Annotated in this window: 17 protein-coding genes; 5 read left to right on the top strand and 12 right to left on the bottom strand. The window is 60.1% G+C overall.

All coding sequences use genetic code 11. The features are described 5' to 3' along the window. Nucleotides 1–18: 18 nt before the first annotated feature. Genes FHT78_RS03985 through FHT78_RS03970 form a run of 4 tightly spaced genes read right to left on the bottom strand, consistent with a single transcriptional unit; the run spans nt 19 to nt 4,837 of the window. On the bottom strand, nt 19–1,677 hold the full coding sequence (locus tag FHT78_RS03985; protein WP_183740825.1) for a thiamine pyrophosphate-binding protein: 1,659 nt from the start codon (nt 1,675–1,677) through the stop codon (nt 19–21). Between the two features lie 13 nt (nt 1,678–1,690). Beyond that, nucleotides 1,691–2,890, bottom strand: a complete 1,200-nt coding sequence (locus tag FHT78_RS03980) for a CaiB/BaiF CoA-transferase family protein (protein WP_183740823.1) — start codon at nt 2,888–2,890, stop codon at nt 1,691–1,693. Nucleotides 2,891–2,933: 43 nt separating this feature from the next. Then, nucleotides 2,934–3,890 carry a DMT family transporter gene (locus FHT78_RS03975; RefSeq protein ID WP_183740821.1) on the bottom strand — a complete coding sequence of 319 codons (957 nt, stop codon included), beginning with the start codon at nt 3,888–3,890 and terminating at the stop codon, nt 2,934–2,936. After that, nucleotides 3,887–4,837, bottom strand: coding sequence for an alpha/beta hydrolase (locus tag FHT78_RS03970; protein WP_183740819.1), 951 nt, complete (start codon nt 4,835–4,837; stop codon nt 3,887–3,889). The genes FHT78_RS03975 and FHT78_RS03970 overlap by 4 nt, the downstream gene beginning before the upstream one ends. A 158-nt stretch (nt 4,838–4,995) precedes the next feature. Here FHT78_RS03970 and FHT78_RS03965 point away from each other — a divergent pair, with 158 nt between their 5' ends. The 4 genes from FHT78_RS03965 (at nt 4,996) to metF (ending at nt 9,579) form a co-directional block, all read left to right on the top strand. After that, nucleotides 4,996–5,733 carry a ribonuclease gene (locus FHT78_RS03965; protein ID WP_183740817.1) on the top strand — a complete coding sequence of 246 codons (738 nt, stop codon included), beginning with the start codon at nt 4,996–4,998 and terminating at the stop codon, nt 5,731–5,733. A gap of 108 nt (nt 5,734–5,841) precedes the next feature. Beyond that, nucleotides 5,842–7,491, top strand: a complete 1,650-nt coding sequence (ettA, locus tag FHT78_RS03960) for an energy-dependent translational throttle protein EttA (protein WP_183740815.1) — start codon at nt 5,842–5,844, stop codon at nt 7,489–7,491. A 156-nt stretch (nt 7,492–7,647) separates the two neighbouring features. Continuing rightward, complete coding sequence (locus FHT78_RS03955) at nt 7,648–8,673, top strand: metalloregulator ArsR/SmtB family transcription factor (RefSeq protein ID WP_183740813.1); 1,026 nt, start codon at nt 7,648–7,650, stop codon at nt 8,671–8,673. Beyond that, nucleotides 8,674–9,579, top strand: coding sequence for a methylenetetrahydrofolate reductase [NAD(P)H] (metF, locus tag FHT78_RS03950; RefSeq protein ID WP_183740811.1), 906 nt, complete (start codon nt 8,674–8,676; stop codon nt 9,577–9,579). It abuts the gene before it with no gap. 424 nt (nt 9,580–10,003) lie between these two features. Here metF and FHT78_RS03945 read toward each other — a convergent pair whose 3' ends face one another. The 5 genes from FHT78_RS03945 to FHT78_RS03925 form a co-directional block, all read right to left on the bottom strand. Next, nucleotides 10,004–10,909 carry a DMT family transporter gene (locus FHT78_RS03945; RefSeq protein WP_183740809.1) on the bottom strand — a complete coding sequence of 302 codons (906 nt, stop codon included), beginning with the start codon at nt 10,907–10,909 and terminating at the stop codon, nt 10,004–10,006. A gap of 94 nt (nt 10,910–11,003) precedes the next feature. Next, complete coding sequence (locus tag FHT78_RS03940) at nt 11,004–12,230, bottom strand: lytic murein transglycosylase (protein WP_183740806.1); 1,227 nt, start codon at nt 12,228–12,230, stop codon at nt 11,004–11,006. 83 nt (nt 12,231–12,313) lie between these two features. Beyond that, nucleotides 12,314–13,111, bottom strand: a complete 798-nt coding sequence (locus FHT78_RS03935) for a GH25 family lysozyme (RefSeq protein ID WP_183740803.1) — start codon at nt 13,109–13,111, stop codon at nt 12,314–12,316. Between the two features lie 120 nt (nt 13,112–13,231). Next, the gene (locus FHT78_RS03930; protein ID WP_183741836.1) at nt 13,232–13,885 is read right to left on the bottom strand and encodes a class I SAM-dependent methyltransferase; all 654 of its coding nucleotides are present in this window, start codon (nt 13,883–13,885) and stop codon (nt 13,232–13,234) included. 14 nt (nt 13,886–13,899) lie between these two features. Next, nucleotides 13,900–15,144, bottom strand: coding sequence for a DUF3419 family protein (locus tag FHT78_RS03925; protein WP_183740800.1), 1,245 nt, complete (start codon nt 15,142–15,144; stop codon nt 13,900–13,902). A gap of 196 nt (nt 15,145–15,340) precedes the next feature. On the opposite strand from FHT78_RS03925, the gene FHT78_RS03920 reads away from it, so the two are divergent. Then, nucleotides 15,341–16,732: a serine hydrolase gene (locus FHT78_RS03920; protein WP_183740797.1), complete on the top strand. Its 1,392-nt coding sequence runs from the start codon at nt 15,341–15,343 to the stop codon at nt 16,730–16,732. 40 nt (nt 16,733–16,772) lie between these two features. On the opposite strand, the gene FHT78_RS03915 is transcribed toward FHT78_RS03920, so the two are convergent. From FHT78_RS03915 to FHT78_RS03905, 3 genes are all read right to left on the bottom strand, one after another. Then, nucleotides 16,773–17,741: a lytic transglycosylase domain-containing protein gene (locus FHT78_RS03915; RefSeq protein WP_183740794.1), complete on the bottom strand. Its 969-nt coding sequence runs from the start codon at nt 17,739–17,741 to the stop codon at nt 16,773–16,775. 161 nt (nt 17,742–17,902) lie between these two features. Next, nucleotides 17,903–18,538, bottom strand: a complete 636-nt coding sequence (locus tag FHT78_RS03910; RefSeq protein ID WP_183740791.1) for a LysE family translocator — start codon at nt 18,536–18,538, stop codon at nt 17,903–17,905. Between the two features lie 57 nt (nt 18,539–18,595). Next, nucleotides 18,596–19,807: a pyrophosphate--fructose-6-phosphate 1-phosphotransferase gene (locus FHT78_RS03905; protein ID WP_183740788.1), complete on the bottom strand. Its 1,212-nt coding sequence runs from the start codon at nt 19,805–19,807 to the stop codon at nt 18,596–18,598. Between the last annotated feature and the right edge of the window lie 49 nt (nt 19,808–19,856).

Raw genomic sequence — 19,856 nt, 5'->3', positions numbered from 1 at the left:
CTGGGTTAGTTCACGTATTCACCGGCTTTTTGTTTGGGCGATTTCCGACAGAGTACGCGTTGGCGTGATTGCCTCGGGATCGAGTTTGATTTCGATGATCGCCGGTTTGCCGCTGTCGCGCGCCCGCTCGAAGGCCGGAGCGAATTCGTCGGTCTTTTCCACCGTCTCGCCGTGGCCGCCATAAGCGCGGGCAAGGGTTGCAAAATCCGGATTGGTGAGGTCGGTGGCGCTGACGCGACCTGGATATTCACGCTCCTGATGCATGCGGATCGTGCCGTAAATGCCGTTGTTGACCACGACTGCGATGATCGGCAGGTCGTAGCGCACGGCGGTCGCAAATTCCTGTCCGTGCATCAAGAAGCAGCCGTCGCCGGCAAAGCAAATGACCTCCCTTTCTGGAAAAAGCTGCTTGGCGGCAACCGCGGCCGGCAGACCGTAGCCCATGGAGCCTGAGGTTGGGGCGGCTTGGGTATTGAAGCGGCGGAAGCGGTGGAAGCGATGGACCCAGGTGGCGTAGTTGCCGGCGCCATTGGTAAAGATCGTGTCCGGCTTCGTATTGGCCTCCAGCCATTCCATGATCGGCCCCATCTGCACCGCGCCAGGCCCTGTCGCCGGCGGTTTCGACCAGACGAGATAAGCCTGATGCATGCGCTCGGTGCGTTCGGCCCAGCGCGGTTCTGCCGGCGCTTCGAGATCGGCAAGCGCTGCGACGAGATCGGCGGGGCTGGCGCAGATCGCAAGATCGGGGCGGTAGACGTGGCCGAGTTCCGACGGATCCGGATGAATGTGAACGAGTGACTGGGCCGGGTAGGGGATATCGAGCAGCGTATAACCTGATGAGGGCATTTCCGACATGCGGCTGCCGAGCAGGATCAGCAGGTCGCTTTCCTTGATCTCTTTGGCGAGCGCCGGATTGATGCCGATACCGACATCGCCGGCGTAGGAGGGGTGCAGGTGATCGAACAGCATCTGGCGGCGGAAGGAACAGCCGACCGGCAGGCTGAAGCGCTCGGCAAAAGTCTGGAAATCGGCGACGGCATCGGCATCCCAGCGGGTGCCGCCGAGGATGATCATCGGCCGCTCGGCCTTCAACAGGCGCAGGTAGAGATCATCGATCTGGCTGCGGCCGGGATGGGCATCGACGCGGGTGTAGCGCTTGGCGCGGGGCGCTTCGACCTCGTCGCGCAGCATGTCCTCGGGCAACGTCAGCACGACCGGGCCGGGGCGGCCTGATGTGGCGATCGCGAAAGCGCGGGTGACGAATTCCGGGATGCGGGCGGCATCGTCGATCTCGCCGACCCATTTGGCAAATTCGGTGAAGGCGCGGCGGAACTCGACCTCCTGGAAGGCTTCGCGCTCGCGCGCATCCCGCTGCACCTGGCCGATGAAGAGGATCATCGGGATCGAATCCTGCCGGGCAATGTGCAGGCCGGCAGAGGCATTGGTGGCGCCGGGGCCGCGGGTGACCATGCAGATGCCGGGTTCGCCGGTCAGCCGGCCCCAACAATCCGCCATCATCGCGGCTCCGCCTTCCTGGCGGCAGACGATCACGTCGATATCGGTGTCATGCAGGGCGTCAAGCACAGCGAGGAAGCTCTCTCCCGGTACACAGGAGAGACGTTTTACGCCGTTTGCCTTCAGCGCCTCGACGATCAATTGCCCGCCTGTCCTCTTCATGGCTCCCTCCTTCTCATGGCGATGTCTTCCTCTCCCATTCTACAAGTTCGGCCAGAACCTCGTCATTGTGTTCCCCCAGACGCGGACTCGGCCGCTCGTATCGCAGCGGCGTTTCCGACAGCACTACCGGCGTACGCACGCCGGGGATCATCGTGCCCGCTGCATCCGGCAGATCAACCCGCAGGCCGCGCGCCTTGACCTGCGGATCGGCAAACATTTCCTCGATCGTATTGATGGCGCCGGCTGGCACGGCATTGTCCTCGCAGGCCTTGAGCAGATCCGCTTTTTGCCATTTCAGCGTTTCGGTTGAGACCATCCGACGAACTGCGTCTCTGTTGGCGACGCGGGCCTTGTTGGTCGCGAAGTTTTCATCATCGCCGATGACGAGGCCAAGGATCGTGCAGAGACGACGAAACTGGCCATCATTGCCGATGGCAAGGATGAGATAACCATCAGCTGTGGGCACCACCTCGTACGGCGATATGTTCGGGTGAGCGTTGCCGAGCCGGACTGGGGCACGGCCGGACACCAGGTAATTCATGTTCTGGTTGGCGAGCACTGCCGATTGCACATCGAGCAGCGCCATGTCGACCAGCTGGCCTTCGCCCGTCTTTAGGGCATGGATGAGGGCGGCTTCGATCGCTGAGACCGCATAGATGCCGGTGAAGATATCGGCAATCGCGACACCCGCTTTCATCGGCTGTCCATCCGGTTCACCCGTTATCGACATAAAACCCGACATGCCCTGGACGATATAGTCGTAGCCGGCGAGACTGGCGTAGGGGCCGGTCTGGCCGAAGCCGGTGATGGAGCAATAGACGAGACGCGGATTGATTGCTTTCAGGCTTTCGTAATCGAGCCCGAATTTGACAAGGCCGCCGAGCTTGAAATTCTCGATCAGCACATCAGCGGTGGCGACGAGGCGGCGCACCAGCGATTGGCCTTCTTTGCTTTTTAGGTCTGCGGTGATGGACCGCTTGCCGCGATTGGTCGAGTGGTAATAGGCGGCAGAGAGGTTTTCTCCATCCGCGCCCTCGACGAAGGGCGGTCCCCAGTGTCTGGTGTCGTCGCCACCGTCAGGGTTTTCCACCTTGATGACATCGGCGCCGAGATCGGCCAGCATCTGCCCCGCCCATGGGCCGGCCAGCACGCGCGCAAGCTCGATGACCCTGATGCCGGCAAGCGGCGGCTTCTTCTTCACGTCTTGCGTCATCTTCCTCCCAAGTTCCTCGCAAACTCCGTGCGGGCGGCGGATTTTAGGGCGCCCGCGTTGCCTCAGATGTATCGGATACGGGTTTGGAAGCAAAGCGCCGCTCACGCCAGATGATATAGAGGCCCGACGCGATGACGATGAGGATGCCGAGCCATTTCAACGCATCAGGGAAATCGGCGAAGACCAGCCAGGCGAAGACGGTGGCTGAGACGATTTCAAGATATTGCAATGGTGCCAGCGTCGAGGCCGGGGCGGCGCGATAGGCGTAAGCCGCGAGAATGCCTGTTATTGCAGCGGCAATGCCCGTACCGAGCAGGTAGCCGAAGGCCGGAAGATCGGGCATTACCGTATCGATGATATCGGAGCCGCTGCCGTAGCCGAAGAACAGGATGACGGCGCAGAAGAAGATGCCCCAGAGGCCGGTCTGGAACTGCATGGCCCAGGGATCCTCCCGATGCGAGAGCACCCGCGTCATCAGCGCGAAGACGGCGATGCAGAAGGCGCTGACGACGGGCAGCAGGGCAATATAGCCGACCTCTTCAAAGCTGGGCTGGATAATCAGCATGGCGCCCAGGAAACCGACGGCGCAGGCGCTGTAGCGCCGCCAGCCGATGGTTTCCTTCAGAAAGATGCTGCCAAGGATCGTCAGGATGATCGGCTCGACGAAGAAGATGGCGATCGCATCGGCAACCGCCATGACCTTCAGCGTCGTGACGAAGCAGATCATCGACGTGGTGACCATCGCACCGCGGATGGCATGATAGCAGCTCTGCTTCAGCGAAAGCCGGATTCTGGCGCCACGCAGAAATACGAAAGGCAGCATGGTCAGCGACTGGATGACGAAACGGAAGCCGGCGACTTCCGTCGACGAGATCGTTGCCGTCGCGAGCTTCGAGAAGATGTCGATCAGCGGCGAGATCAGCACCGAGAGCAGCATGAAAAGCAGGCCGAGCGTCACCTCGGAGGCAGCGGGATGGCGTGTGGAAGTCGTGCTCGTCATCTCAGGGTCCTTTTGCTCCGGACCGTGCGGATCGCTTCATCGCACCAGTGGGCGAAATCCGCAATTGCCGCTTCCGCGCCGATCTCGTTCAGCGTTTCATGCCGCATGTCCTGATATATCTGGGTGCTGATACGGGAGAAGCCTTGGCTTTTCAAACGCTTTGACAACCACAGCACGGCTTTTCCATTGATGGTTGCCGGGTCCTTGCCACCGCCGCACAGATGGATCGGCATGTCCTTCGGCAGAATATCGAGCCGCCCTTTCTCGATACCGCGAAAGGTGAGGGCGAAGACATCGAGCCAGAGCGATATGGACGCATCGAAGCCACAGAGCGGATCGGCAATATAGGCATCGACCTTATCCGGATCGTGTGACAGCCAGTCGAATCCCGTCCGGTGATCGGGAATGGATTTGCCCCAGGCGGAAAATGTCAGCCTCGGCAGCATGTCGCTCGGCACATCGGAGCCTTTCAGCATGCGCTCGGCAAGCAGGATCGCCTGTGCGACGCGGCCGGAAAGACCAACCGCGAAGTTCGAATTCCAGACGGCAAGGGCTGCGAACCGGCCGGGAAGTTCGGCGGCGGCATTGAGTGCGATCAGGCCGCCCATCGAATGGCCGAACAGGATGACGGGCAGGCCGGGGTCGCGGGTCGTGGCAAAGTCGTGCATGGCAGCGATATCGTTGATGACACGGTCGATGCCGTCCCGTCTCGCGAAGCGGCCGAGCGGCGCATCGGCTGCGGTTGTCTCGCCATGGCCGCGATGATCATGCACATAGACGTGATAACCTCCTGCCGCCATGGCTTCAGCAAAGCGCTGATAGCGGCGGGAATGCTCGGCAAGCCCGTGCGAAATCATCAGGATAGCCCGCGCGCGCCCCTCTGGACGCTGGTGATGATAGGCAAGCGAAGCTTCCGCGCTTTGAAGCCGCAATGTCTCGAAAACCATGCCTTCCTCCTGCGCCCAAAAAGACCAGATACCCGAGCAATGCAATATTTCCTGGTCCGGCATACATGCGAAAATTGATTTTCTTCGCGATTCAGGGTTGCGAAATCGTTGGCTTCGTGCTTGTTTGTTCCTGTAATGTTCTTTTGTCGGGGCTGTTTATGAGCAAGCTTTTCCTGTCGATTTCCATCCTATTCCTCTCGTTATCTGCCGCCGGTTCCGTATCCGCGCAGGAAAGCGGGCGCACACGCTTCATTCTTGCGGCGAGCTGGCAGCCAGCGTTCTGCCAGACCAATCAGAAGAAGGCGGAGTGTGCCAGCCAGAGCGGCGAGCGCTATGACGCCACCAACTTTTCTCTCCATGGCCTGTGGCCGATGCGGCAGGATTATTGCGGCGTACCTGCCGACCAGAAAACCGCCGACAAGGACGGCCAATGGACGAGCCTGCCGGCGGTGACCCTCTCGACCGAGACGAAGAGCGCGCTCGACAAGGCGATGCCTGGGACGCAATCGGCGCTCGAGCGGCATGAATGGATCAAGCACGGTACCTGCACGAAGATGAGCGCGGACGACTATTTCGCCACCGCCATTTATCTTATGGGCGATCTCAATGCTTCGGCCGTGCGCGACCTCTTTGCCGCCAATGTTGGCAAGACGCTGAAATCAGATGCGATCAAGGCGGCGTTCGACAAGAGCTTCGGCGCTGGCGCCAGTGACCGTGTGAAGATGAGCTGCCGGCGCGTCGGCAACAAGCGCGTGATCAGTGAACTGACGATCGGGCTTTCGCAGGATGCCGTTTCGGCTCAAGCGAAGGAGAAGGGCCTCGGTGGCCTCATCCAAGGGGCAGGGCAGACGTCCTTCGGCTGCGACGAAGGCATTGTGGATGCCGCCGGCTTCTGACGGAAACATGCCGAAATCCTGACGAAACAGGGTTTCGGCGTTGCCCGCGGGCGTGGTTTCGCCTACATAGCGGCCACGATTTCAAGTTTCCGTCCGGAGCATCCCAGCATGGCACGCCAGTTCATCTATCATATGTCCGGCCTCAACAAGGCCTATGGCAATAAGAAGATCCTCGAGAATATCCACCTTTCTTTCTATCCCGATGCCAAGATTGGTATCCTGGGTCCGAACGGCGCCGGTAAGTCCACCGTGCTGCGCATCATCGCCGGCCAGGACAAGGAGTATACCGGCGAAGCCTGGCTCGCTGAGGGTGCGACAGTTGGCTACCTGGAACAGGAACCAAAACTCGATCCCAAAAAGACGGTGTTCGAGAACGTTATGGAAGGCGTTGCCTCCAAGACGGCAATCGTCGACCGGTACAACGAGTTGATGATGAACTATTCCGACGAGACGGCGGAAGAGGGCGCGAAGCTTCAGGACATCATCGACAGCCAGAACCTATGGGATCTGGAAAGCCAGGTCGAGATGGCGATGGAAGCGCTGCGCTGCCCACCGCGCGACGCCGATGTCACGACACTGTCGGGTGGTGAGCGCCGTCGTATCGCGCTCTGCCGCCTGCTTCTGTCGCAGCCCGACCTGCTGCTGCTCGACGAACCGACCAACCATCTGGACGCCGAAACCATCGCCTGGCTCGAAAAGCACCTGCGCGACTATCCAGGCGCCGTGATGATGATCACCCACGATCGCTACTTCCTGGATAACGTCACCGGCTGGATCCTCGAGCTCGACCGCGGCCGCGGCATTCCTTACGAAGGCAACTATTCGGCCTACCTGCAGGCGAAGGCCAAGCGCATGCTGCAGGAAAACCGCGAAGAAGCCGGCCGTCAGAAGGCGATCAGCCGCGAACAGGAATGGATCGCTTCCAGCCCGAAAGCCCGTCAGGCCAAGTCCAAGGCGCGTATCAAGTCCTACGAACAGCTGGTCGAGGCTGCCGAGAAGCAGCGTCCTGGTGACGCGCAGATCATCATCCCGGTCAGCGAGCGCCTCGGCCAGGTGGTCATCGAGATGGAAGGCATCACCAAGGGCTTTGAAGGCCGCACGCTGATCAACGATCTGTCTATCAAGCTGCCGCCGGGCGGCATCGTCGGCATCATCGGCCCGAACGGCGCCGGCAAGACGACACTGTTCAAGATGATCACCGGTCAGGAAAAGCCCGACAGTGGCTCGATTCGTATCGGCGAGACCGTGCATCTCGGATATGTCGACCAGAGCCGCGATGCACTCGACGGCAACAAGACCGTCTGGGAAGAAATCTCCGGCGGCGCCGAAGTCATCAAGCTCGGCAAGTTCGACATGAACTCGCGCGCTTATTGCGGCGCCTTCAACTTCAAGGGCGGCGATCAGCAGCAGAAGGTCGGCAACCTTTCGGGTGGTCAGCGAAATCGCGTTCACCTTGCCAAGATGCTGAAGGCCGGCGGCAACGTTCTGCTGCTCGACGAACCGACCAATGACCTTGATACGGAAACGCTGGGTGCGCTCGAGAGCGCGCTGGAAAATTTCGCCGGCTGCGCCATCATCATCAGCCACGATCGCATGTTCCTCGACCGTTTGGCCACCCACATCCTCGCTTTCGAAGGCGAGGGTCATGTCGAATGGTTCGAAGGCAACTTCGAGGATTACGAGCAGGACAAGATCCGCCGCCTCGGCCCCGATGCGCTGAACCCGGGCAGCCAAGCTCATAAGCGCCTGACGCGCTAACTGGTTTGATATACCTTTCGAAGCCCCGGCTGGTCCGGGGCTTTTCGATGTTTGCTGTCGTTATCACCACAGGCAAGTTCGCAAATCAGTAAAATGTCGCTTGCCTCAGCTATCCAAATCACATAAAGATATCTTTATATCTTGATTGGGTAGGATATGGGTGAACCCTTGAGGCTTGGATTGGATGCGCTGGTGGACGTCTTGAAGGCGGCCGGCGAGCCGACGCGCCTGCGGCTGCTGGCGCTGCTGGCGGCTGGTGATCTCACTGTGACCGATCTTACCGAAATTCTCGGCCAATCCCAGCCCCGCATCTCCCGGCACCTGAAGCTGCTTGGTGAGGCGGAACTGATCGACCGCTATCAGGAGGGTGCCTGGGCCTATTTCCGGCTCGCGCATGAAGGCAAGGCTGCGGCGCTCGTGCGAAATCTGCTGAAGCATGTCTCCGAAAATGATCCGGTCGTGCAGCGCGACGGCGAGCGCCTGGCTTCCGTCAAGCGCCAGCGCGCTGAACGCGCCCAGGCCTATTTCAGCCGCAACGCCGCCGAATGGGACGAGCTCCGCCGCCTTCATGCCGCAGACGAGGAGGTGGATGCCGCCGTCATCAAGCTGCTTGGCGCCAACCCAATCGATTCCCTGCTCGACCTCGGCACCGGCACCGGCCGTATGCTGGAGCTTCTCGCCGGCCGTTATCGCCGGGCGATCGGCGTGGATGCCAGCCGCGACATGCTGAGTGTTGCGCGCGCCAATCTCGACAAGGCCCATATTACGACGGCGTCGGTGCGACATGCCGATATCCTGAACCTGCCGTTCGAGGGGCAGGACTTCGATCTGGTGACGATCCATCAAGTGCTGCACTTCTTCGATCAGCCTGAAATCGCCATTACCGAGGCCGCGCGCATGCTGCGGCCGGGCGGGCGTCTTGTTGTCATCGATCTGGCGCCGCACAATCTCGAATATCTTCGCGACGAACATGCCCATGTCCGTCTCGGCTTTTCGCATCAGGCCATGTCGGACTGGGTGCGCAGGGCCGGGCTCGATATAGAGCAGGTCGTCGACCTTCATCCGGGTCAGCAGGGCGAGAAGGGCCTCACGGTCACCGTCTGGCTCGCACGTGATCCGAGGCGCCTCATGGCTTCGCTGGAGAGCGAAGGCGCTGTACCTACATTTGCCGGGAGAGAATAAATGCCCCAGAAAAAGAACGACGCCCCCCGCCGCGATATCATATTCTCCTTCGAGTTCTTCCCGCCGAAGTCCCAGGAGATGGAGGGCCAGCTCTGGGACACTGTCCGCGATCTGCAGGACTGGAACCCGGAATTCGTTTCGGTGACCTATGGCGCCGGCGGCACCACGAAGGCGCCGACGCTCTCGACAGTCACCCGCTTCCTGGCCGACACGCCGTTTGCCACCGCCTCGCATCTGACCTGCGTCAGCGCCACGAAGGAGGAGACGCATCAGGTGGTCGACAGCTTCCGGAATGCAGGCGTCACGCATTTCGTCGCGCTGCGCGGTGATGCGCCTGGCGGCGTCGGTGCGCCATACCAGCCGCATCCGGGCGGTTACGCCAACGCCGCTGAACTGGTTGCCGGCCTCAAGGAGATCGGCGATTTCGAGATCTCCGTCTCGGCCTATCCGGAAAAGCATCCAGAAAGCCGCGACCAGGCGGCTGATATCGACATGCTGAAGCGCAAGGCGGACAACGGTGCGGACCGCGCGCTGACACAGTTTTTCTTCGATAACGACAATTTCGAGCGCTATCTCGAAAAGGTGCGTGCCGCCGGTGTCAGGATCCCTGTTGTGCCGGGCATCATGCCGATCCAGAACCTGACGCAGCTTAAGCGCTTTGCCGGCGCCTGCGGCACGGTCATCCCGTCCTTTCTCGATGAGCGCTTTGCCGGATATGAAGACAAGCCGGAGGAGCGAGCAAAGATCGCCGCTGATGTTGCAGCCGAGCAGATCGAAGATCTCGTCCGCCGAGGTCTGCACGAATTCCATCTTTATACGATGAACCGCGCGCCGCTGGTCTCGGCCGTTCTCGATAATCTCGGCTTCTCGCGCCAGACAGCCAGAAGTGCCGGTGCGGCCGCCTGATCCTACCGTTCCATAGACAAGGGAAAAGCGCATGTCCGGCGGGGACATGCGCTTTTCAATAGCTGGGGCTGATTGTTTCAGGAGTTCGGTATTTCAGTCTTTACGCTTTGCCTGGGCTCAAATGAAGAGCATGGACAAGACGAAAGCGAACGCTGCACTGACCAACAGGACATTCAAGGATTGCGTAAGTCCCATGTCTGCCTCCTCGCGTTAACCTGCTAATAATATGTCGGAAATGTGTTAGTTGGGAAGCGCTTCTTGTGCTGCGCTGCCGAAGAGGCCGGTGGACAAGTCTTTCAGCAAGGCTCCAAGCCACTGAAATATATTTAGAAAATCTCGCTCTCAAAATTTAACGATTCGTTACAAACCGATAGTGTGGATTCATGCTTTTGGTGGAAGAATGGCGCGTTGCAGCATAATCCTTTCAGGCTATGGCGCGTGAGCGGCGATAAAGGCGGCCGTCGAGTATGACGAGCCCAGCGCCGATCAGCGCCATGCCGGCAATGTCAGTCATTTCCAGCCGCTCGCCGAGAAAGAGGAAGCCAAGCAGGATCGCACTCGGCGGAACGAGCAACGTCACCAGCGAGGTGTTGGTCGCGCCTGCCGCCGCCATAATACGAAAATAGAGAATATAGCCGAAGGCGGTGGACAGTACGGCAATTGCCAGAATGGCTGCAATGGAATCGATTGACGGCATGGCAATCGCCCAGGGGCGGTCGATGATGAGCGACAGCGGCAGGGCCACGAGCGAGGATGCCGTCATCTGACCGGCGGCGATCACGGGTGGCACCACGCCCTTGAACCGTTTGCCGTAGGTCGCCGCAAATCCATAGGAGACAGCGGCGATGACGGGCAGGAGGAGCGCCCAGAGGGGCTGGTCGTGACTACTGGTAATGCTCGGGCCGACGAGGACGACTGTGCCGAGAAGGCCCGTGAGGCAGCCAATGATCTTCGCCGAGGAAAGTTTTTCGTCCGATGTCAAATAATTGGCGATCAGCACCGTCCAGATCGGCGCCGTGGCGTTGAGGATGGAGGCAAGGCCCGCGCCGATGCGCGTCTGACCGAAGAAGATCAGCGCATGGGGCAGGGCATTGTTGAGGATGCCGAGAATGAGGAATTCACGCCATCGCCTCTTCAGCAGCGGATAGATGCCGAAGCGGCCGGCGATGTAGATATGCAGCGCAAGGGCTGCGATTGAGAGGCGCAGGAAGACGAGGGTAAGCGGCGGCACCTCGGCAACGGCGATGCGCGCGAAGAAGAAGGAGCCGCCCCAGATCAGACCGAGGAGGGCAAGAAGCCCCCAGGTCAATGCGCTCATTCTCTGTTCCATGCCGATCCTCTCATTTGCCGGCAGGTTTAACCAATCGGCGGGGAGGCGCCACCCGATTCATGCGGCCGGGTAGCGAAACGGCAATTGTAAGGGATCACAGAGCGTTGAGCAGGGCAGGGGTCGCCCAGCCGTCGGCCGGCATACCAAGGCGGAGCTGTTCCTTCTGGATCGCGATACGGGTGCCGGAGCCGAGGATGCCGTCGATCTCGCCGACATCGTGGCCATGCGAGTCGAGCTTCGTCTGCAGCTGTTTCATCTCGTCGTTGGAAAGGCCCTGCTCAGGCGTGCCCTTCTGATAGGTCGGAGCGCCAGAGAGTCGCGTCGCGAAATAGGCGGCGGAGGTCGTATAGATGAACGACTTGTTCCATTCGAGATAGATCTTGAAGTTGGGATAGGCGATGAAGGCCGGTCCGAGGCGGCCCTGCGGCAGCACGAGATCGCCTTCGAGATTGGCGAAGGCGGTGTTGCCGTCGCGGGGCTTGACGCCGAGGTTGAACCATTCGCCTGCCGTCATCGTGCCGCCGAGGCCCGACTTTTCCCAGGGCAGGTTATCTGGCACGGTGACTTCCTGCAGCCAGGGCTGGCCGCGCTCGAAACCGAGATGCTGGATGAACTTGGCAGCCGTCAGGATCGCGTCCGGGCCGCTCTGCTTGAGGCGCACATGGCCGTCGCCGTCGCCATCCATGCCATAGGCGATGATATCGCGCGGCAGCATCTGCACCTGGCCGATTTCACCGGCCCAGGCACCAGTGTTGGTCTGCGGGTCGAGGTCGCCATGCTGCACCATCTCGATGAGGGCGATCAGCTGCGGGCGGAAGAGTTCCGGGCGGCGGCAGTCATGGGAGAGCGTCACCAGCGCGTTGCGCGTGTTGAAATCGCCCTGTACGGCGCCGAAATCTGTTTCCATCGCCCAGAAGGCGGTGATGACGCCGGCGGGGACACCGAATTCCTGCTCGGCGCGGGCGAAGACATCGGCATATTGCTTCATCTTTTGGCGGCCAATGTCGAGGCGGGCCTGGCTGACGGTGCGCTGCGAGAATTCCAGAAAAGTTTGGCGGAAGACGCCCTGGGCACGGTCGCGGCTCAGGACCTTGGGATCGATCTCAGCGCCGGCGAGCGCTTGGTCTGCTGCTTCAGCACTCGCGCCTGCTGCAATCGCATCTTTCTTGACGCCCTGAAGAAACGCGGAGAGATCGCCGCCGCAGGGGGCTGCTGGGGCCGAAGCTGCGGCATCCGGAGCCTGCTGGGCGGCAGCGCCTGTTGCAAGGGCGCAGGCAAACAGAAGGGCAAGTGCAGAGCGGCCTTTAAGCGAGCGGTGCATGAAACGATCCTCGTAAAATCACATGGAATTCCGTCGCTTTCTCAAAGCAATGTGACGGAAGCAAGAAAGATTAGGGCACGTTACTAAGAATTTCTATCCTTGGAAACGTCAGCCACCCAGTTGTTCCAGTTTTTTGCAGAGCCTGCGAAGACATTGATATCCGTCGGCCCGTGAATGCCCGGAATGACGCCCGTCGACGTGTACTGCCAGAAGGCCCAGCGGCGGTCGGCATAGGTCACATCAGGATGTTTGGCAGTCGAGCGGACCCAGAAATGATAGTCCTGGAAGTAGCCGGCGAGATTGTCGCGGTGGAAATCGACCGAAGTGTAGATGATCGGCCGCTTGCCGTAATAGGCTTCCAGGCGATCCATGAAGCGCTGCATTTCGGAGCGGACCGTCGCCGGGTCGGGGCGGAAGCGGCAGGTCTTCGATTCTGCATTCCATTCCACATCCAGGACCGGCGGCAGGCGCATGGATTCCTTGGGAACGTTGCGGATGAACCAGTCGGCCTGCTCGTCGGCAGAAGAGCAGAAATAATAGAAGTGATAGGGTGCATGCGGAATGCCGGCGGAGGCTGCTTCTCGCCAATATTCGTCAAAGCGCGGATCGACCCGATCCTTTCCTTCGGTCGCCTTGATGAAGGCAAAGGCTACGCCCGACTTGCGCACCGTCTGCCAGTCGATATCGCCCTGCCATTTGGAGATGTCGATGCCATGGATGGCGTTTTGCTGCGGGCGCTTGGGGCCGAAATCCTGAGGATCGGTATCCTTGAAGCGGGTCTTTTGCTTTATCGAAGCAGTTTCGAGATAATCATAACCCGTGGAGCTGCAACCGGCGAGCATCAGGGCAAGCGGCAGGACGCAAAACAGAAGCCGACGCATAGATATTCCGTCGTGATGATGGATCTGCCCCACAGCCTGACCTTCGAAAACACGCGCCCAGCAGAGGGAATAACCCTCTTTTCTGATATCAACGTAAAAAAATCGTTATTTACAAGCGAATTATGAGCGCTTGCTGATAATCGCCGCCCGCCAGGCGTAACCGCCGCCGATCGTTTCGAATGACAATCTTGCGCTGTTTTCAATGACTTGGGCTTCCAAAACCTCTCGCAGATTGGCGCGCGGCGTGACATGGAATTTGGCAAGCCAAGCCTGCAGAAGTTTGCGGAACCAGACGGGCAAGCCTTCCTGCTGGCCGAAATCGACGATGTGGAGTTGGCCGCCGGGATTGAGTGCGGCAATCGACGCATCCACTGCTCGTTCCCAATCCGGGATCATCGACAGCGCGTAGGAAATGAGGATGCGGTCGAACCCGACAGTTCCAAATTCGCGCGGCGTATAGGCTGTGGCGTCCGCGACGCGAAAGTCCGGGATCGTCGCCTTGGTGGCGAAGGTCTTACGGGCCGAAATCAGCATTTCCTGGGAAATGTCGAGGCCGTAGAGCTTGGCGGCCGGGAAGTGCTTGTGTGCAAGCGCCATGTTGCGGCCCGTGCCGCAGCCGACTTCGAGCAGCGTGCCGCCCTGGGGAACGTCGAGGTTGCGGATCGTGCGGTCGCGCCCAAGTAGATAGTATTTGCGGGTAAGGTCGTAGAAATGGCGCTGGTAGCGGTACATGCCGTCCATCAGATCGGCATGTTCTTCGCTCTTGACGGTCATCTCTCTGGCTTCGCTCACGCCTTCTTCCCGTAAATGTGGAAGCCGCCGTAAATCGCCGAGCGGTCCTGGGTGGTCATTTCACGCGACTGCTCTTCGAAATAGTGCCACTGGTCGCGAATTTCATGGGCGAGGCGGCCTTCGATGATGCTCTTTTCGGCTGCCGTACGGAAGATCACCCGGGCGCCTTCGCGCGCGGTGCGGGTGATCTCGCGCCAGACATCGTTGAGCTGCTTATCGGTCATCCAGTCCTGCGCATCGAGCAGGATGTAACGGTCGCGCGATGCGGCGGGCTCGTCAGCCAGAAGCTCGGTAAAGCTTGCGTGGTGGACGTTAACGCGGTCGACGTTGGCGCGGATCACTTCATAGTGCTCCGGCTTCAAATAGGTCGGCAGCGGACCTTCGTCGCCGTCGGCGTAGCGGCGCGCAAAAGCCTGCCAGGCGAAATAATTGTCGCGCATCGGGAAATGGCAGGCGAGCTTTTCCAGGCGGTGCTTGAGAACCGGTGCGATCGAATTGTCGGCGGCAAGGCTTGCCAGCTCGTCATATTGCTGCGGCGGAATGCCAAGACCGAAAAGCGAGCTCTTGCGGTTGGTGATCCAGCGAACGACCGGCTTTTCGAAGAGGGGAGCGATCTGATCATCGAAAAACTGGCGCTGCTCGCGGATCGTGCGGGCCTTGGTCATTTCCTGCAGCTTCACGCCATGCAGGCGGGCAAGAAGATGAGCGGCGCCGATGAAGCGGCCGAGCAGGCCGGTTTCATAGATATTGCGGTCAAAAACAGTGACGCGCCGGCGGCCGAACTTGCGGGTGTTCCAGTAAGCGCGGGTCGTTTCATCGAGATTGGACGAAAGATAGCGGTCGAAAACCCGGCTGTTCGATTTCTCGTTCGGCATCGCCAGGAAGCGCACGAGATCGGAATGGCTTGGCAGGTTCTTGAAAGCGGCAAGCTTCAGCCTGTTCAGGGCGATGTGGTGTGGATTGAGGTCCACCACGTCGATCGAAGCCGGCGCCTTTGAAAGGTAGGCCAGCATGTTGCAGCCGCCGGAACCGATCGTGACGATACGGTGATTGGGCTTCAGTTCCATCGCCTGCATGTCGAGATCCGGGTCTTCCCATATCTGCGGGTAGACGAGACCGGAGAAGAGAAGGCCGAAGAGACGCTCGGAGAAGCCGTCCTTGGAAAAAGCCTTGTGGCGGAGAAGCGCTGTCTTGAGTTTCCGGTTCTTGCGGAAGCCGGTATCCGGTGCAAATTCCGACATGAGTCTGTCACCCTTTTAGCGTTCAGGGCGTGTAACGCGCCTCTGCTACAGTTTGATGACGAGCCCTGTGGGCTAAGCTTTCCGCAGAAGCCGGCGAAGACCTCCGCAAAATTTGAAGTCGATTGAGGCGCTTCTTTTCGCTTCTCTCTTTTCGCCAGCCACGTTTCCTGCTTCTCTCCGTTCCGTGGAGGATTGCATGCGAGTTGTTCTGCGTATCGTCAAGGGCTTGGCCCTGCTCGTCATTCTCGTTGTCGTAGGCGCAGCCGCGTGGCTCTCCATAAGCCCGCCGGAGCTCCTGAAGGTTGGCAACGGCTATGCCGCCAAGATCGTCTGCTCCAATGTCTTCATCGCCGGCCGCGATCCCGACGCCGTGCTTTATGACGATGTCCAAGCGCCTGGAAACCCGTTGCTCAGACTGATGCGCGTCGAGGTCGATCGTGACGGCGGGCGGGTGACCTCGCGTTTCATGGGCCTGTTTGCACCGAGCTACGCGCTTTATCGCGGCGCTCTCGGCTGCACGAGCGTGCCTGATGGCGATTTCGATGCCGCCGCAAGGGCCGCGCCGCTGATGCCGGCGCCGCAGGTGGCTGAAAACGACGCGGTCTGGCCGGACGGCGAAGGGGTCGATCCGGCGGCGGTCAACGCCAAGGTTGCGGCCTTTCTTGCCGATGCCAAGCTTGCCGGGCCTGCCATGCGCGCGATGGTTGTCGTGCAGGACGGCCGCATCATTGCCGAAAGCTATGGGCCGGGCTTCAACGTCGCCACGCCGCTGGTTGGGTGGTCGATGACGAAGACCGTCAATGCGGCGCTGATTGGCCGGCTGATGCTGTCGGGCAAGATCTCCTTCGATGACACGCATCTCCTGCCGCAATGGGTGAATGATCCGCGCGGCGACATCAAGCTCTCCGACTTGCTCGGCATGGAAAGCGGACTCGCCTTCAACGAGGATTATGGTGCCGTCGCGGATGTGACACGCATGCTCTATCTCGATCCTGACATGGTTTCCCTGCCGGCGCGCGCGCCTCTCGTCGCGGTGCCGGGTACGGATTTCCATTATTCCAGCGGTACGGCCTTGCTTCTGTCCCGTATTTGGATGGACAAGGTCGGCGATCCGCGGGCGGCCTTCGATTATCCCCGCGATGCGCTGTTTTCTCCGCTCGGCATGACGAGCGCCGTTTTCGAAGCAGATGAGCACGGTACGTTTGCCGGCAGTTCCTATCTCTATGCCACAGGGCATGACTGGGCGCGGTTCGGCCAGTTCCTGCTGCAAGATGGCGTGTGGAACGGGCAGAGGCTTCTACCCGAGGGCTTCGTTGCGATGATGCGGACGCCGACAGCAAGCTCGGGCGGCCAATATACGCAAGGCCAAGCCTGGCTTGCAGGGCCGGGCGGCGGCACGAGCGCTGAGTTCGGCCTGCCGCAGGATACATTCTGGCTGCAGGGTCATGACGGTCAGACGGTCGCGATCGTTCCCTCGGCCAACCTGGTCTTCGTCCGCATGGGACTGACGCCGAGCTGGCTGCGTTACAGGCCGCAGATAATGCTGAAGGAAATTCTTCACGCGCTTCAGTCGGCGAAAGCCGGCTGAAGCCTATCATCGACAATGGTTTGTATCAGTAATTGGACTATCAGTAATTGCCTTGGGCGATGTCGGTCATGCCCTTGCGCTTAGCGTCATAATAGTAACCGCGGGCATAGAGACGAACGGCGTCGTCTTCCTTCTTGTCTGCTACCTGCCAGGCGCCCTGCAGGTACTTGCCTGCATATTTGATATTGGTTTCGGCGTCGAAGAGGCCGGTAGGGTTGCCATCGTAACCCATCGACTTTGCGGTGTTGTACTTGATCTGCATGAGACCGAAGTAGCCGCGCTTGTTGTAGGCCTTGGAATTGTAGCGGCTCTCGCGATGAACGACGCGGTGGAGCAGCGATTCCGGAATCTCATAAAGCTTCGAATATTTGCTGATGAGCTTGCTGACGAGACTCTTTTCGACGGTCGGCGCGTCGTCATTGTCGTTATCACTGAACATCGGCGGGGCGGTTGGCGGATCGATCGGACCGGATTCGTCGAAGCCGTAATCCATAGTGAAGCGCGGCGTCGAATCGATGGCAGCGAGCGCTGCGAGCGCGCCGTTCTGCGGCGTCGTGGCTGCGAAGGCAAGCTGCGTCGAGGGGCTGGCGGGAGAGCCCGGCCGTGGCGTCGGAACAACGGACTGTATCGCCGTCATCTCGGGCGTCAGCGGGATCGGCGCGTAGCCATTGACCGCAACCTGCTGGACACCGCCCTGCATCGCGAAATCACCGGCCTGCTGCTGCACGGGGGAGACGACATTCGGCATGGCGGCTGCGGTGAGAACGGGTGCGGCGGTTGCTGCCTGGGGATTGAGAGTGGCAACGGCCGGGCCATTTGCGCCTTCAGCGGTCGGGACAGCAGCCAGCGTTGCGTCTTCACCCGGCTTCGGCACGGGAATCACGGTCTGCGCGGCGGTCAATTCCGCCTGAGAGGTGTATTCCACGCTCGCGCATCCCGAAATGACACCGCAGAGCATGGTAGAGACCATGAGACTGCGTTTCAGGCCGGAAAATCCGATCGCTACCATTCTCTCACTTTCGTGAATCGCGCCGCGCCGGCGGCGTCTTAAAAGTTATCAAATACCTTAAGCCCGAGGAAAGCCATTAACCTATTCGTGGCTTTCCAGCAACCACGGAATATTATTAGAGCCTTTCTCGGCAGAATGCTGCAATCTGGCCGGGAAAGGCTCTAAGCTGCAATACGGCGATACCCAGCGGTTACAGCGCCTGCTGCGATGAGCAAGGTGCCCCCGGTGCGGTTGACCGCGCGCTGCACATTGGCCTTGCGAATCAGACCGCGCGCGGCATGGGCAGCGAGCGCGTAGCAGGAGGCGTTGATGGTGGCGAGCACGAGAAAGGTCGCTTCCATGATCAGCATCTGATCGAAAAAGGGAAGAGCGGGGTTGAGGAACTGCGGCACGAAGGCAACGAAAAATACGATGCTCTTCGGATTCAGTGCCGTCACCACATAGGCGTGAAGGAATATACGCAGCGACCTTTCTTCCGGCAGATTGTCGTTGTCAGCAATATGTTCGCCGACGATCGGCGCCCGCCAGAGCTTGATTCCAAGCCAGATCAGGTAGGCGCCGCCGATCCATTTCAACACGGTGAACAGCGTCGCCGATGCGGCAAGCAGTGCGCCGAGGCCAAAAAGCGATGCCGTCATGGCCGTAAAATCGCCGAGCGCCACGCCTGAAACGGTCGCCAGCGCCGTTTTCCGGCCATGACCAAGCGCATAGGAGACAACCAGAAGAATGGTCGGTCCCGGTATGGCGAGCATGATGGCGGATGCGGCCGCAAAGGCGAGCCAGGCTTCAAGCGACATGGAATCTCCTCCTATTCCTAGAGAAGAAGCAAAGACACCATATTAGCCATCCGTCAATCAGGCGGACCTGTATTTTTGGCCGATCTGGCTCATTACTTCAGCGAACCATCCGGTTGAAAGATCAAACGGCTTGCCACCCTTGATGCGGGGGAATTCTATTGTGCGCAACTTGCCATTCTGCGCTTCGTCATGGCCAGTGACACCCGACACCTTGTTGAGAGCGCTTTCAACGGCGAGGTCGACCATGCTCTGGATCAGGCGCAGATCTTCGCCGTTTGCCGGTGCGGAGCGGGCGAAATAGCCGGATTTCTGGACAAGCGAGCGTTCGGCATCGAGCAGACTTGCGAACTGCTTCTGGAACCAGGCGCCAACATTGATCGTGTCGATCTTCACATGGCCGAAGGCATCGCGCTTGACCGTCTCGCCGGCGGCCTCGCGCTCGGCGACGATGGCATCGAGGCAGGCGCCTTCCGATACGAAGACCGTGGCATGGCCGGTGCGGTCCATGGTTTCCTTCAGACGCGCGGCTTCGGAATCGAGGTCGAAGGCCATCTCCGGCAGGTAGACGGCGTCAATGCTCTTCATACCCGCGTTCATCATCAGGCCGTCGACATATTCGTTGCCTTTGGTGCGCTGGAGATAGGCACGGGCGGTAGCAGCCGTCAGCCAGCCGCAGTGGCGGCCCATGACTTCGTGAATGACGAGCGTGCGCGGGGCGGCGGTCTGTTCATTGCTGACATTGTCGAAGAAATGGGCGCCGACCTCCGCAGCCGTCCAGGCTCCGAGCGACTGACGGATCGGCACGACGTCGTTGTCGACGGTTTTCGGCAGGCCAACGACCGTAAGATCATAACCGTTTGCCGCGAGATAGGCGGCCAGGTCCGCGGCCGTCGTATTCGTGTCGTCGCCGCCGATTGTGTGCAAGACGGTGACGCCGTCGTTGGCAAGACGTTCTGCGGCGACCCTGAGCGGATTTTCGCCTTCCTTGACGAGGCCGCGCTTGACGCAGTCGGCGGCATTGGTCAGCTTCACGCGGCTGTTGCCGATCGGCGAGCCGCCATAACGGTGCAGGAGCGGCGCCTTCTCACGCATCTTCTTATCGATCGCGACGCTATCACCGAGCAGAACGCCCTGATAACCGGATTTGTAGGCGATGAGTTCGATATCGGGTGCCACATCGCTATAGCGCTCGATGAGGCCGCCTACGGCGGATGATAGACAGGGCGCCAGGCCTCCGGCGGTCAGCATTGCGACTTTTTGTTTGGCCATAATCCCTCCTTTGGCGCCCGATGCGCGACTGCCTACAATTAAAGCGCGC

It is taken from the genome of Rhizobium sp. BK196 (assembly GCF_014193255.1).
GTDB lineage: Bacteria > Pseudomonadota > Alphaproteobacteria > Rhizobiales > Rhizobiaceae > Rhizobium.
The sequence above is the reverse complement of the archived record's forward strand: the minus strand, read 5'-3'. Positions and strand labels throughout refer to the sequence as shown.

Bases quoted from the DNA above. Each gene is read 5' to 3' on its own strand.
- FHT78_RS03985 (WP_183740825.1), bottom strand. From the start codon at position 1,677: ATGAAGAGGACAGGCGGGCAATTGATCGTCGAGGCGCTGAAGGCAAAC.
- FHT78_RS03980 (WP_183740823.1), bottom strand. From the start codon at position 2,890: ATGACGCAAGACGTGAAGAAGAAGCCGCCGCTTGCCGGCATCAGGGTC.
- FHT78_RS03975 (WP_183740821.1), bottom strand. From the start codon at position 3,890: ATGACGAGCACGACTTCCACACGCCATCCCGCTGCCTCCGAGGTGACG.
- FHT78_RS03970 (WP_183740819.1), bottom strand. From the start codon at position 4,837: ATGGTTTTCGAGACATTGCGGCTTCAAAGCGCGGAAGCTTCGCTTGCC.
- FHT78_RS03965 (WP_183740817.1), top strand. From the start codon at position 4,996: ATGAGCAAGCTTTTCCTGTCGATTTCCATCCTATTCCTCTCGTTATCT.
- ettA (WP_183740815.1), top strand. From the start codon at position 5,842: ATGGCACGCCAGTTCATCTATCATATGTCCGGCCTCAACAAGGCCTAT.
- FHT78_RS03955 (WP_183740813.1), top strand. From the start codon at position 7,648: ATGGGTGAACCCTTGAGGCTTGGATTGGATGCGCTGGTGGACGTCTTG.
- metF (WP_183740811.1), top strand. From the start codon at position 8,674: ATGCCCCAGAAAAAGAACGACGCCCCCCGCCGCGATATCATATTCTCC.
- FHT78_RS03945 (WP_183740809.1), bottom strand. From the start codon at position 10,909: ATGGAACAGAGAATGAGCGCATTGACCTGGGGGCTTCTTGCCCTCCTC.
- FHT78_RS03940 (WP_183740806.1), bottom strand. From the start codon at position 12,230: ATGCACCGCTCGCTTAAAGGCCGCTCTGCACTTGCCCTTCTGTTTGCC.
- FHT78_RS03935 (WP_183740803.1), bottom strand. From the start codon at position 13,111: ATGCGTCGGCTTCTGTTTTGCGTCCTGCCGCTTGCCCTGATGCTCGCC.
- FHT78_RS03930 (WP_183741836.1), bottom strand. From the start codon at position 13,885: ATGACCGTCAAGAGCGAAGAACATGCCGATCTGATGGACGGCATGTAC.
- FHT78_RS03925 (WP_183740800.1), bottom strand. From the start codon at position 15,144: ATGTCGGAATTTGCACCGGATACCGGCTTCCGCAAGAACCGGAAACTC.
- FHT78_RS03920 (WP_183740797.1), top strand. From the start codon at position 15,341: ATGCGAGTTGTTCTGCGTATCGTCAAGGGCTTGGCCCTGCTCGTCATT.
- FHT78_RS03915 (WP_183740794.1), bottom strand. From the start codon at position 17,741: ATGGTAGCGATCGGATTTTCCGGCCTGAAACGCAGTCTCATGGTCTCT.
- FHT78_RS03910 (WP_183740791.1), bottom strand. From the start codon at position 18,538: ATGTCGCTTGAAGCCTGGCTCGCCTTTGCGGCCGCATCCGCCATCATG.
- FHT78_RS03905 (WP_183740788.1), bottom strand. From the start codon at position 19,807: ATGGCCAAACAAAAAGTCGCAATGCTGACCGCCGGAGGCCTGGCGCCC.